Here is a 12,776-nt window from a genome sequence, read left to right as displayed (position 1 = left end):
GGCCGCGCCCGCGCAGCCGTGCGCGGAGCGCATTGGCGTGAGCGAAAAGGAATCCTCTAAAACGGCCGTCTTTGCCTGAGCGCCGCCTGCAGCGTGCCCTCGTCGAGATAGTCGAGTTCGCCGCCGATCGGCACGCCCGAGGCGAGCCGGGTGACGCTGACGCCCAGTCCGTCGAGCTGCTCCATCAGATAGTGGGCGGTGGTCTGACCCTCCACGGTGGCGTTCACTGCCAGGATGATCTCCTTCACCTCGTCGGAGTGGGCGCGTTCGATCAGGGACGCGATGTTGAGCGCGTCCGGGCCGATGCCGTCGAGGGCGGAGAGCGTGCCGCCCAGCACATGATAGAGCGCAGAGACGGCGGAGGCGCGCTCCAGCGCCCAGAGATCGGCGACATCCTCCACCACGATGATCAGCGAGCGGTCGCGGCGTGTGTCGGTGCAGACGGAGCACGGGTCGGCGGTGTCGATGTTGCCGCAGGACGAACACACCTTCACCGCTTCCGCCACCTCGTTCAGCGCGCCGGCCAGCGGGATCAGCAGTCCTTCCTTCTTCTTCACCAGCGTCAGCGCCACGCGCCGGGCCGAGCGTGGCCCGAGCCCCGGCAATTTGGCCAGGAGCTGGATCAGGCGCTCGATTTCGGGTCCGGTGGTGGCGGCCATGGGCGAAGGGACTGGGTTGGGGGCTGTGGAGGGGACGGATAGGACTTGTTGTTCGCTGCAGAATTTGCCCCACCCTCCGCTCATTCCCACGAAAGCGGGAATCCATAGTGAGCGGGCGATCCGGAGCATCTATCAGCAGTACGAAGACGCGGTGAGCGCGCTCTTGGACGCGTAAATTGGAAAGGCCGGATCCCCTCCACTAGGCCCGATGGATTCCCGCTTTCGTGGGAATCAGCGGAGCAAGGGGGCTGCCCTTCCTCACATCCCCGGCATGCCGGGAGGAATCATGCCAGGCGGCAGGCCGAGGCCCGACATCAACTCTTGGGTCTTTTCCTGAACGGCCGCGTCGACCTTGGTCTTGGCGTCGGCATGGGCGGCGACGATCAGATCCTCCAGGATCTCCGTCTCGTCCGGGTTCATCAGCGAGGTGTCGATCTTGACGCCGAGGAGCTCCTGCTTGCCGTTGACCCGGACGGTGACGAGCCCGCCTCCGGAGGTGCCCTCGGCCTCGACGGCGCTCATCTCCTCCTGAAGGTCGCCCATCTTGGACTGCAGCTCCTTGGCCGCCTTCATCATCTTCATGAAGTCCATGATCTACTCCTCGTCGAGTTCGTCATCCGGCACGGCGATTTCGCCGCCGGCTTCTTCTGTTTCGTCGGCGATGCGGACGTCCACGATCTCCGCGCCGGGAAAGCGCGATAGCACGGCCGCGACGATCGGGTCGGCTGCGGCATCGGCCCGGCGCTCCTCAGCATTGCGGGCACGGGCTTCGTAAAGGGTCTCTCCGCCCTCGTCGGACGAGATAATGACGAGCCAGCGCCGACCGGTCCATTCGGTGAGCCGCTGTCCCAGCTCGCCCGCCACTGTCGGCGAGGCGTTGGGCACCATTGAGACCTCGATCCGCCCCGGCTCGAAGCGCACGGGCCGCATCTCGCGTTCCACGGCGAATTTCAGCTTGGCCGCGCGCATTTCGCCGGCAAGGGCTGCGACATCGGCAAGCGAGGAGAGTTTCGGACCGGTGTCGGGCTCTGCCGCGGCCGTCGGAGCAGGGGCGGCAAACGCCTCCTCGCGGGGAACCGGGTCGGGCCGGGGCGCGCCGCCGCCATTGCTGTTGGCGACGGCACGGGCGGCCGGACCCGACGACTCGCCGGTACGCGCGCCACCGCCGGAGCGGGCGTCCGCACCGCCCTCGCCGGAAAACGCCTTCAAGACGGCATCGGGGGTCGGCAGGTCGGCGGAATAGGCAAGCCGCACCAGCACCATTTCGGCCGCCGCCAGCGGCTTCGGCGCGGTCTGCACCTCCGGCAGCCCCTTCAACAGGATCTGCCAGGCGCGAGACAGCACCGGCACCGAGAGCGACTTGGCGAAGGCGGCACCGCGTGTGCGCTCTTCTTCCGTCACGGTCGCGTCGGCGGCGACGTCCGGCACCAGCCGGAAGCGGGTAACCAGATGCACGAAGGCGGCGAGGTCGGACAGCACGGTCGCGGGATCGGCGCCTGAGGCATATTGCTCGTCGAGCTCTGCGATCGCCTTGGCCACGTCGCCGCGCATCACGGTTTCGAACAGGTCGACCACCCGCGCCCGGTCGACCAGGCCGAGCATGTCCTTGACCGTCTCAGCCGTCACGGCGCCGGCGCCATGGGCGATCGCCTGATCCATCAGCGATAGCGAATCACGCACCGAGCCTTCCGCCGCCCTGGCGATCAGCCGATAGGCCTCGTCTTCGACGGTGACCTCTTCGATGCCGGCGATGCGCGTGAGGTGAGTGACCAGCGGTTCGGCGTCGACCCGGCGCAGATCGAAGCGCTGACAGCGCGACAGGACCGTGACCGGGACCTTGCGGATCTCCGTCGTGGCGAACACGAACTTCACGTGCTCCGGCGGTTCCTCCAACGTCTTCAGGAGGCCGTTGAAGGCCGCCGTCGACAGCATGTGAACCTCGTCGATCACGTAGACCTTGTAGCGCGCGCTCACAGGCTTGTAGCGCGCGGCATCCGTGATCTCGCGGATGTCGTTGATGGAGGTGTGGGAGGCGGCGTCCATCTCGATCACGTCGACATGGCGGCCCTCCATGATCGCGGCGCAATGAACGCCGAGCTCGGGCATGTCGACGGTCGGGCGCTGGACGCTCTCGGTCTCGTAGTTGAGCGCGCGGGCGAGGATACGGGCGGTGGAGGTTTTGCCCACCCCGCGCACGCCGGTCAGCATCCAGGCCTGCGGAATCCGCCCGGTCTCGAACGCGTTCTTCAGCGTTCGCACCATCGGCTCCTGGCCGATCAGGTCGTCGAATGTGCGAGGGCGGTACTTGCGGGCGAGTACGCGATAGGGCGCCGCCGGGACCTCGCGCGGTGATGTGTCGTCCATGACCCGGCGCCGGATCCCTTCCAGAAGGTCGGGGTGGGAGGCTGGCACGGTGACCCGTGCCTGGCTCGTTAGGGCTGCTTCCTTCCGGACCTGACCCGGTTGGCGAGTGGCGCGTCCACTGCCAACCTCCCACCTCTCTATATCAAAGGTCGCCCCCCTTTTGGCAAGGCGTCTGGTCATGCGATTTTCCACAGGCTCGAGCGGGATGAGGAAAAGTGGGTACCGGTTTTCCGCCCGCATCCCGCTTTAAGAATGAAAGGCGATTAACTTATCCCTTCGGTCCGAAGGGGTTGATCTTGCGGGATGAGGAAAAGTGGGTACCGGTTTTCCGCCCGCATCCCGCTTTAAGAATGAAAGGCGATCAACTTATCCCTTCGGTCCGAAGGGGTTGATCTTGCGGGATGAGGAAAAGTGGGTACCGGTTTTCCGCCCGCATCCCGCTCTAAGAATGAAAGGCGATCAACTTATCCCTTCGGTCCGAAGGGGTTGATCTCGCGGGATGAGGAAAAGTGGGTACCGGTTTTCCGCCCGCATCCCGCTCTAAGAATGAAAGGCGATCAACTTATCCCTTCGGTCCGAAGGGGTTGATCTTGCGGGATGAGGAAAAGTGGGTGCCGGTTTTCCGCCCGCATCCGCCTAGAAGCAAGCCGGAACCGATCAGGTTCCTGAGTCGTGGTCCGATGAGACCACGCTCACCATGCTCCAGCCGGTCCGCCCGATGGCCCAAGACGCCGGCAAAAAACGGGAGACCGTCCATGGCCCACGCCTTCGCCCTCGACCAACGCCTCGCCGCCGACAGCACACCGGTAATCGAGCTGCCATTGTGCTCCGTGCGGCTCAGCGCCGACCGCACCTATCCCTGGCTGATTCTGGTGCCCCGCCGGGCGGAGTGCGTAGAGCTGATCGACCTCGACCCCGGCGATCGCGCTCTCCTGATTGAGGAGATCGTGATGGCGTCGCGCGTGCTCAAGGAGCTGACCGACGCGGAAAAGCTCAACGTGGCGGCACTCGGCAATTCCGTGCCGCAGCTTCACGTCCACGTGATTGCGCGCTTCTCCGACGATCCGGCCTGGCCCGGGCCGATCTGGGGCAAGGGGCCGGCACTTCCCTGGGACAGCCTGGAACATGCCGATTTCACCGCCAGGCTGGAGCGCGCGCTCGCCGACGGATGAGCGCTGCGTCGTCCTCCCGCGCGACTTGATTGGGATCGCTCCAGCCTGCACCGTCGGAGCAGTGGTGAGCAGCCGATTCGGCGCTTTCCCCCTCTTGTGTGGTTCGGGAGACAATGCAGCGGCAGCCCTTTCCCTTTTTTCCCGATGTCGAGGCCTCCGCTCGCACCGGGTTTGCCGGCAACCGGATCGACCGTCTTGCCGAGGCGCGGGGAAAGCTGCCGTCGCTGTGCGTGATCGCCGCGCGAAGCGATGCCGGTCTCTATCTGTTTCAGGAGGACAAGGCGCTGGTGACGTCGGGCGACGGCCCGCTCGCGTTGCACGACATCGCGACGGCGGAATCGCTCGGCTTCGATCCCTCGGCGGCGATCCTGCTCGGGTTCGACGACGGTGCGCCCCGGTTGGCCGCACGTGTGACCGCCACAGGCGAAGTTGCGGGATTTCGCGCGGTCGATTTGCGCAGCCTTGCCGTGGAGGCCAGCCTGCCGGCGCACGATCTCGGCGCTCTCGCCCAGGCGCGCAGCCTGCTCAACTGGCACGAGCGCCACGGCTTCTGCTCCAATTGCGGTGCGCGCACGGCGATTGCCCAGGCCGGCTATCGCCGCGATTGCGCCACCTGCGGGGCCCAGCATTTCCCGCGCACCGATCCGGTCGTCATCATGCTGGTGGTCGATGGCGACCGCTGCGTGCTCGGCCGGCAGTATCGCTTCCAGGCCGGGGTCTATTCTTGCCTGGCCGGTTTTGTGGAGCCCGGCGAGACGCTGGAGGACGCCGTCCGCCGCGAGATTTCCGAGGAGGCGGGCCTTCGGGTCGGCGCCGTCGCCTATCACGCCAGCCAGCCCTGGCCGTTTCCCTCCAGCCTGATGGTCGGCTGTTTCGCCGAGGCGAGGTCATTCGATCTCGTCCGCGAGGTGGACGAGCTGGAGGATGTGCGCTGGTTCAGTCGGAATGAGGTGGCGGCGATGCTCGCCGATCGCCACCCCGAGGGCTTCAAGGTGCCGCCGGCGATGGCGATCGCCCATCACCTGATCGAGGCTTACGTTTCCGGCGGCGCGCCGAGATAGGTCGTTTCGTCGCGGGCATCCATGTAGATGTCGGAGACGATCCGCCACACACCATCCGCTTCGCGGGCGAGCACCTTCTGGGAGAAATTGCGTCTGAGCGCGATGGTGCCTTCGGTGGTCTCCTGGCCTTCGATCTCCATGTAGGTCCGTGCCACGGCGACGTCCGCCGTGACCGACCTCACGTCGACGGTGGGCGGGCCTTTCGGCCGGCCTGCCGCGAAGCGCGGATCGCGAAACAGCCCATCGAGATAGGCCAGGATCTCCACACTTCCCTTCAGCGTGGTGCCGAAGGCATTGGTCCAATCGGCGTCGGCCGCATAGGCGTCGGAAATCGGCGTGATGTCGCGCGTGCGAAATGCGGTGGCGACGGCCACCAGCACAGAGCCGATCGCGGCCGCGTCGGCTTCGGCATCTTCATCGACGTCGAGGGGGTCGTTTTCGCCAGACATGGCACAATCGAACCGTTGAAATCTGGAGATTTATTGACGTGCTCGGCCGCGCGTCATGCTTTTTTTCAGGACTCCGGGGCGCAGCGCGCGATTTTCCTCCGGCTCGCGGATCTTCGCGCGAAACGGAGAGGCCGGATAGATGCCGAGCACCCGCAACTCGGTGGAGAAGAAGGCGAGCTCCTCGAAGGCGAGCGCGGCGCTCGGCTGGTCCGGGTGCCCTTCGATCTCGGCGTAGAACTGGCTGGCGAAGAACTGGCCCTCGATCTGGTAGGATTCCAGCTTGGTCATGTTGACGCCGTTGGTGGCAAAGCCGCCGAGCGCCTTGTAGAGCGCGGCTGGAACGTTGCGCACCCGGTAAATGAACGAGGTGACGACCGGGTTGCCGTCGTTGGGCGCGAGCTTCGGCTCGGGCGACAAGATCACGAAGCGCGTGGTGTTGTGGTCGGCGTCCTCGATATCCTCCATGAGGATGTCGAGACCGTAGATCTCGGCGGCGAGCCGCGAGGCGATCGAGGCGCGACTGGGATCGCCGGCCTCTTTCACCTGGCGGGCGGAGCCGGCGGTGTCGGCGGCCGTCAGCGGCAGGAAGCCGTGGCGGTGGATCGTCCGACGGCACTGGCCGAGCGCCTGGATGTGGCTGTGCACGGTCTTGATGTCGGAGATCTTGCTGCCGGGCAGCCCCAGAAGCTGGTGGTGGATCGGCTGAAAATATTCCCCGATGATGTGCACGTCGGAGGTCGGCAGCAGGTGGTGGATGTCCGCCACGCGACCGTTCTGGGAGTTCTCGATCGGAATCATGCCGAGATCGGCGGTGCCGGCGGCCAGCGCAGCAAAGCAGTCCTCAAACGTCGCACAAGGAATCGCTTCGGCATCCGGGAAGACGGTGTGGGTGGCGATGTGCGAGTTGGCGCCGGGTTCCCCCTGGAACACGACGCGGGGATGCGTGCTGTCTGTCATGCTTCGCTTCGTCTACCGCGCGGACCTATCGGCCCCGAGCAAGGATCGCGCGTGCCTTCTCGAGATCCGCGGGGGTATCGACCCCGAGCGGCACGGCGTCAACCACGGCGACGTCGATCCGCATTCCGGCCTCTAGCGCGCGAAGCTGCTCCAGCCGCTCGCGCTGTTCCAGCGGAGAGGGCGGCAGCGCCACGAAACGGGCGAGCGCGGCCCTGCGGAAGGCATAAAGCCCGATATGGTGATAGAGCGGCCCATCGCCCCAGGGCGCGGTCGCGCGAGTGAAATAAAGGGCGCGCAGGCGGTCTTCGGCAAGCGGGCTGCCGATCACCTTGACCACGTTCGAATTGGTGCGCTCTTCGATGTCGGTAATTGGAGCGGCGAGCGTGGCGATGTCGACGGCGGGTTCCTGCAGCGGGGCAAGCGCGGCACGGATCGTGTCCGGCTCGATCGTTGGAAGGTCGCCCTGGACGTTGACCACCACCGCGCACTTTTCGTCGGGATCGATCCGGCAGACCGCCTCGAACACCCGGTCGGAGCCCGACGGATGATCCGCCGCCGTCATCACCGCTTCGCCTCCGGCGGCCTCCACGACCGCCTGGATCTCCGGATCGTCGCAAGCGACGACCACACGTCCGACATCAGTCTCCATCGCGCGCCGCCAGACCTGAACGATCATCGGCACGTCGCCGATCGGCGCCAGCGGTTTGTCGGGAAGACGGGTCGCCTTGCGGCGGGCGGGGACGATGAGAAGCGTCTCGTTTGGCATCGAAGCTCGCGAATGGGCCGGTTGGAGAGGGAACTTGAAGCGTGGGCGCGTCAATTGCGCGCGGTGAAGAACCGATTGCCTCGTGCACAGGCCGCCTTATACGGATAGACATAGAATTATTATAGCGGGTAGTGTCCACCGCGATTTAAGCGCCGCTTCGCGCAGCGTTGTGGCAAAGGCGCGCCCGGGCCTCCGCGACGAGGATGAGGACAAGGATGGATTCGTTCGAGCTTAACAAGATCGCCGGCGCGGTTCTGGGCACTTGCCTTTTTGCCATGGCTGTCGGCGTGCTGTCGGATTCGATCTTCGAAAACCATCCGCCGGAGGAACCCGGCTACGAGATCGCCATCCCCGATGCCGAACATCCCGAAGGCAGCGCGCCTGCGGCGCCGAAGGAAGAGCCGCTGCCGGTTCTGTTGGCCAATGCCAGCGTCTCGTCCGGCGAAAACGCGGTTCGGCCCTGCCAGGCCTGTCACACCTTCGAGCAGGGCGGGGCCAACAAGGTCGGCCCGAACCTCTGGAACGTTGTCGGCGGTCCGGTCATCAGCCATCCCGACTTCAACTATTCGTCCGGCATGAAAGAATGGGGTGCGGACAAGACCTGGACCTTCGAGAATCTGAACGACTTCATCGAGAATCCGCGCGGCACCGTGTCCGGCACGGCGATGAGCTTCGCCGGTATCAAGAATGCCGAGAAGCGCGCCGACGTGCTGGTCTATCTGCGCTCGCTGTCCGACAGCCCGGTGGCCCTGCCGCCGGTGCCGAAGGAGACCGCCTCGGCCGACACCGGCACGGCGACCGACGCGAGTTCCGGTGGCGGCGATGCGGCGAGCGGGTCCGACGCCTCCGGCGGCGAGACCCAGACGGCGGCGGCTTCGGCGGACAGTGGCAGCGCATCGGGCGGTGATGCGTCCGGCGGTGACGGGTTCGTTCAGATGGTGGCTGCGGCCAACCCGGACGACGGCAAGCGTGGCGTTCGCGTTTGCCAAGCTTGCCATACCTTCGAGAAGGGGGGCGCCAACAAGGTCGGCCCGAACCTCTGGGGTATCGTGAATTCCCCGGTGATCCATCCCGATAATGGCTACAACTATTCCGGCGCCATGAAGGAATGGGGCACGGACAAGACCTGGACCTACGATCTGCTGAACGAGTATCTGACGGCTCCGATGAAGGTCGTGCCCGGCACCAAGATGGCGTTCGCCGGCATCAAGAAGGAAGAGGACCGCGCGGCCGTGGTCGCCTATCTGCGGACCCTTGCGGACAATCCCGCGCCGCTTCCCGGCGCGTCCGCGTCCTCCGACGGTCAGTAGCGCCGGGCCGTCCGCGCCTCAATTCATGTGTTTCGGTGCCCGGTCGGGGTGGTTTCAAGCCCCCGGCCGGGCATTAAATTTTCGTCATTGAGGTCATCGGCGGTTTCCCCCTCCGGCAGGCTCCGTAGTATGGGGCCGACTCAGGATCAGGGATGCCAGCGATGATGCGTTTCTTTCCTCTCGGCCTGGCCGCGTTTCTCGCCGCCGCTGCGGTGTCCGCACCCGTGCGCGCCGAGGAGCCGGAATGGCGGCATGCGGCGGCTGCGATCGGAGAGCCGAAATATCCCGAGGGCTTCGCTCATTTCGACTATGTGAATCCGGATGCGCCGAAGGGCGGCACCATCCGGGAGCATGAGAGCGGGTCGTTCGACAATCTCAATCCGGTGCCGCGGCGCGGCGACCTCGCCAGCGGGCTCGGGCTCATCTACGACACGCTGATGACGCCGGCCTACGACGAGTTGGACGTGATGGCCGACTACGGCCTGCTGGCCGAGGCGATGCAATATCCCGACGATTCGTCCTGGGTGAAGTTTCGGCTGCGCGAGGGCGCGCGCTGGCATGACGGCGAACCGGTCACGCCGGAGGACGTGGTCTGGTCGTTCCAGGTGCTGACGGAGAACAATCCTGGCCAGGCCTTCTACTACCGCCATGTGGAGAAGGCGGAGGTGACCGGCGAGCGCGAAGTCACCTTCACCTTCGACCAGGCCGGCAACCGCGAACTGCCGAAGATCGTGGGCCAGCTCCTGGTGCTGCCCAAGCACTATTGGACGGCCGAAGGACGGGACATCACGCGCGCGACCGTAGAGCCGCCGCTCGGGTCCGGTCCCTATCGGATCTCCTCCGTGGTGCCTGGCCGTTCGGTGGTCTACCAGCGCGTGGGGGACTATTGGGCCAAGGACCTGCCGGTGAATGTCGGCACCAACAATTTCGACGAGATTCGCTACGAATATTACCGCGACGAGGACGTGGCGCGGCAGGCTTTCAAAGCCGATCAGTACGACTGGTATCAGGAGATGTCCGCCAATCGCTGGGCAACCCAGTACGATTTTCCGGCGATCGAAAAAGGATGGGTGAAGAAGCTGGAGTTCCCGGATGTCGGTTCCGGCCGGATGCAGGGCTACACGTTCAACCTGCGGCGCGAGCAGTTTCAGGATCCGCGGGTCCGGCGCGCCTTCAACTTGGCCTACGATTTCGAGACCTCCAACGAGATCCTGTCCTACGGCCTGAACGAGCGAATCGATTCCTACTTCGCCGGTACCGACCTTGCCGCCACCGGTCTGCCGGAGGGGAAAGAACTTCAGATTCTGAAGGACGTCGAAGAGGAGGTCGACGGTGAGGGCATTCCGCAGACGGTCTTCACCGAACCCTATGATCTGCCAGTGGGCGGTTCGCCCCAGGCGCTTAGAAAGAATCTGCGCCAGGCGTCCAGGCTTCTGAGAGAAGCGGGCTACGAGCTGAACAACGGCAAGCTCGTCAATTCCAAGACCGGGGAGCCGCTCCAGGTGGAAATCCTGCTGTCGTCGCCGGGTGCGGAACGCGGCGCGCTCTCCTACAAGGCGGATCTGGAAAAGCTCGGCATCGGGGTGAGCCTGCGCACGGTCGACACCTCGCAATATGTCCGCCGGGTGCGGGCGCGGGACTTCGACATCGCGATCTTCGTCTGGCCGCAGTCGCTGTCGCCGGGCAACGAGCAGAACGAGTACTGGGGCTCGGATGCGGCCGACCGGCCGGGATCGCAGAACTATGCCGGCATCAAGAACCCGGCGGTGGACGCCCTGATCCAGCGCATCGTGTTCGCCGAGGATCGCGAGACCTTGGTGGCGGCCACCCATGCCCTCGATCGGGTGCTGCTCCACAACGAATATGTGGTGCCGCAATTCCGGGCGCCGGTGGATCGCATCGTCTACTGGGACAGGATCGACCATCCCGAAACGTTGCCGAAGTTCACGCCCGGCTTCCCAACGATCTGGTGGTATGACGAGGCCAAGGCGAAGGCGATCGCGGAGGCCAAGAAGTGAGCCTGCTTCGATCGCTGTCCCTCAATCGTCGCACATTTCTCCATGCCGGTTCCGTAGGTGCCGCTGGCGCCATGCTGGCGGGGCTGAAGCCGCCGCCGGCCTGGGCGCAAGGCTCGCCCGCAACCGGCGCGCCGCGCCATGGTCTGTCGGTGTTCGGCGACCTCGCGCTGCCGCCGGATTTCGCGCATTTCCCCTATGTGAATCCGGAGGCGCCGAAAGGCGGGATCGTCCGCGTCGTGCCTTGGGAGTGGGGCTTCAACCAGAACCCGGTGACCTTCAACACCTTCAACACGTTCATCTTGGCCGGCGATGCGCCGCCGATGATGGACATGTGCTTCGACAGCCTGATGGTGCGGCAGCTGGAGGAGCCGGATGCCGTCTACGGCCTGGTCGCCGAGACAGTCTCGGTTTCCGACGACGAGAAGACGTTTGCGTTCCATCTGAGGTCGGACGCACGCTTCCACGACGGTTCGCCGCTGACGGCCGAGGACGTGGTGTTTTCGCTGGAGACGCTGAAAACCCAGGGCCATCCGACCCTTCGCCAGATCCTGAGCTGGGTGGAGCGCGTGGAGGCGGACGGGCCCGCAACCGTCGAGGTGGTGCTGAAGCCGGAGGCGAGCAATCGGATGCCGCCGACGATCGCCGGACTGCCGATCCTCTCGAAGGCCTATTACGACACCCACGATTTCGCGCGCTCCACCTTGGAGCCGCCGCTGTCCTCTGGTCCGTACCGGGTCGGCAACTTCGAGACCGGCCGGTACGTGGAGTTCGAGCGGGTAGAGGACTGGTGGGCGAAGGACCTGCCGGTGGCGCGCGGCCAAGCCAATTTCGACACCGTCCGGCTGGAATTCTTCCGCGACCGGCAGATCGCCTTCCAGGCGCTGACCAATGGGACGCTGACCTTCTACATGGAATCGGTCGCGAAGAATTGGGCGACGGCCTACACCTTCCCCGCCGTGCAGACGGGCAAGGTGATCAAGGCGGAGTTTCCCGACAATCGTCCGTCCGGCGCGCAAGGTTGGTTCATCAACACACGGCGCAAGAAATTCGCCGATCCGCGCACGCGCCGGGCGCTCGGGCTCGCCTTCGATTTTCAGTGGACCAACGCCAACCTGTTCTACGGGCTTTATAAGCGTACGGCCTCTTTCTTCGAGAATTCCGAGATGATGGCGACCGGAGTGCCGGCTCCAGAGGAGCTGGCGCTTCTGGAGTCGTTGAGGGGCCAAGTCCCGGACGGTGTGTTCGAGGAGGCGTGGACGCCGCCGGTTTCCGACGGATCGGGCGCCGACCGCACCCTCTTGAGGCAGGCGAACGAACTCTTGCTGCAGGCCGGCTGGACCCGGAAGGGCCGCAGCCTGGTCGATGCGGACGGCCAGCCCTTCACGATCGAGCTTTTGAGCTTTTCGCCGACTTTCGAGCGGGTGGTGCAGCCCTATGCCCGCAACTTGGAGCGGCTCGGCATCGAGATGAATTTTCGGCTGGTCGATCCGGCGCAGTACCAGTCCCGGCTCAACAGCTTCGATTTCGACATGACCGGCCAGCGCTTCGCCTTCTCCGCCACGCCGGGCGAGGGGATCCGGGATTTCTGGACGTCGGAGGCGGCAACAACCGACGGCTCCTACAATCTATCCGGCATCGCCGACCCGGCCGTCGATACCCTGGTGGCCAAGCTCGTCAATGCACCGACCCGCGACGACATGGTGGCCGCGGCGCGCGCGCTCGACCGGGTGCTGCGGCTCGGCTTCTACTGGGTCCCGAACTGGTATCCGGGGCTGCATCGCGTCGGCTATTGGGACCTGTTCGGCTTTCCCGAGAAGCCGCCGCACTACGGCTTTCCGGTGGTGTCGACCTGGTGGTGGGATGCCGACAAGGCATCCGCTCTCGGCAAGAGCCGCTAGCGCGGGATGATGGAAAAGTGGGAACCGGTTTTCCGCCCGCATCCCGCGCCCAAAAAAGGCGGGATGATGGAAAAGTGGGAACCGGTTTTCCGCCCTCATCCCGTGCCCAAAAAGGCGGGATG

At 65.3% G+C, this 12,776-nt stretch carries 11 protein-coding genes and 1 other RNA gene; 5 read left to right on the top strand and 7 right to left on the bottom strand.

Annotated features, from left to right (window positions below):
- Positions 1-56 precede the first annotated feature (56 nt).
- The 4 genes from recR to ffs all read right to left on the bottom strand — a co-directional run bounded on the left by recR (position 57) and on the right by ffs (position 3,153).
- Positions 57-659 carry a recombination mediator RecR gene (gene recR, locus HNS03_RS17225; RefSeq protein ID WP_367197056.1) on the bottom strand — a complete coding sequence of 201 codons (603 nt, stop codon included), beginning with the start codon at positions 657-659 and terminating at the stop codon, positions 57-59.
- Positions 660-917: 258 nt separating this feature from the next.
- Positions 918-1,250 carry a YbaB/EbfC family nucleoid-associated protein gene (locus HNS03_RS17220; RefSeq protein WP_367197054.1) on the bottom strand — a complete coding sequence of 111 codons (333 nt, stop codon included), beginning with the start codon at positions 1,248-1,250 and terminating at the stop codon, positions 918-920.
- Between the two features lie 3 nt (positions 1,251-1,253).
- Entirely contained in the window at positions 1,254-3,023 is a 1,770-nt protein-coding gene (locus HNS03_RS17215; protein WP_367197052.1) for a DNA polymerase III subunit gamma/tau, read from the bottom strand.
- Positions 3,024-3,056: 33 nt separating this feature from the next.
- Positions 3,057-3,153: signal recognition particle sRNA small type (gene ffs, locus HNS03_RS17210), an RNA gene on the bottom strand.
- Between the two features lie 625 nt (positions 3,154-3,778).
- Here ffs and HNS03_RS17205 point away from each other — a divergent pair.
- Together HNS03_RS17205 and nudC are read left to right on the top strand one after the other, a co-directional pair.
- Complete coding sequence (locus HNS03_RS17205; protein WP_367197050.1) at positions 3,779-4,195, top strand: HIT domain-containing protein; 417 nt, start codon at positions 3,779-3,781, stop codon at positions 4,193-4,195.
- Positions 4,196-4,308: 113 nt separating this feature from the next.
- On the top strand, positions 4,309-5,256 hold the full coding sequence (nudC, locus tag HNS03_RS17200; protein WP_367197048.1) for an NAD(+) diphosphatase: 948 nt from the start codon (positions 4,309-4,311) through the stop codon (positions 5,254-5,256).
- Here nudC and HNS03_RS17195 read toward each other — a convergent pair.
- The 3 genes from HNS03_RS17195 to HNS03_RS17185 are packed head-to-tail and all read right to left on the bottom strand — an operon-like array spanning position 5,229 to position 7,428.
- A complete protein-coding gene (locus HNS03_RS17195; RefSeq protein WP_367197046.1) occupies positions 5,229-5,705 on the bottom strand; it encodes an SgcJ/EcaC family oxidoreductase in 477 nt (158 codons plus the stop codon). The genes nudC and HNS03_RS17195 overlap by 28 nt on opposite strands.
- Positions 5,706-5,735: 30 nt before the next feature.
- Entirely contained in the window at positions 5,736-6,662 is a 927-nt protein-coding gene (locus HNS03_RS17190) for a prephenate dehydratase (protein ID WP_367197044.1), read from the bottom strand.
- Positions 6,663-6,687: 25 nt separating this feature from the next.
- On the bottom strand, positions 6,688-7,428 hold the full coding sequence (locus HNS03_RS17185; protein WP_367197043.1) for a 3-deoxy-manno-octulosonate cytidylyltransferase: 741 nt from the start codon (positions 7,426-7,428) through the stop codon (positions 6,688-6,690).
- A gap of 215 nt (positions 7,429-7,643) precedes the next feature.
- Here HNS03_RS17185 and HNS03_RS17180 point away from each other — a divergent pair, with 215 nt between their 5' ends.
- The 3 genes from HNS03_RS17180 to HNS03_RS17170 all read left to right on the top strand — a co-directional run bounded on the left by HNS03_RS17180 (position 7,644) and on the right by HNS03_RS17170 (position 12,654).
- Positions 7,644-8,738: a cytochrome c family protein gene (locus HNS03_RS17180; RefSeq protein WP_367197041.1), complete on the top strand. Its 1,095-nt coding sequence runs from the start codon at positions 7,644-7,646 to the stop codon at positions 8,736-8,738.
- A 161-nt stretch (positions 8,739-8,899) separates the two neighbouring features.
- Positions 8,900-10,756: an extracellular solute-binding protein gene (locus tag HNS03_RS17175; RefSeq protein WP_367197040.1), complete on the top strand. Its 1,857-nt coding sequence runs from the start codon at positions 8,900-8,902 to the stop codon at positions 10,754-10,756.
- Complete coding sequence (locus HNS03_RS17170; protein WP_367197038.1) at positions 10,753-12,654, top strand: extracellular solute-binding protein; 1,902 nt, start codon at positions 10,753-10,755, stop codon at positions 12,652-12,654. The genes HNS03_RS17175 and HNS03_RS17170 overlap by 4 nt, the downstream gene beginning before the upstream one ends.
- Positions 12,655-12,776 lie beyond the last annotated feature (122 nt).

The organism is Amorphus sp. 3PC139-8 (assembly GCF_040750475.1).
Lineage (GTDB): Bacteria > Pseudomonadota > Alphaproteobacteria > Rhizobiales > Amorphaceae > Amorphus.
The sequence above is the reverse complement of the archived record's forward strand: the minus strand, read 5'-3'. Positions and strand labels throughout refer to the sequence as shown.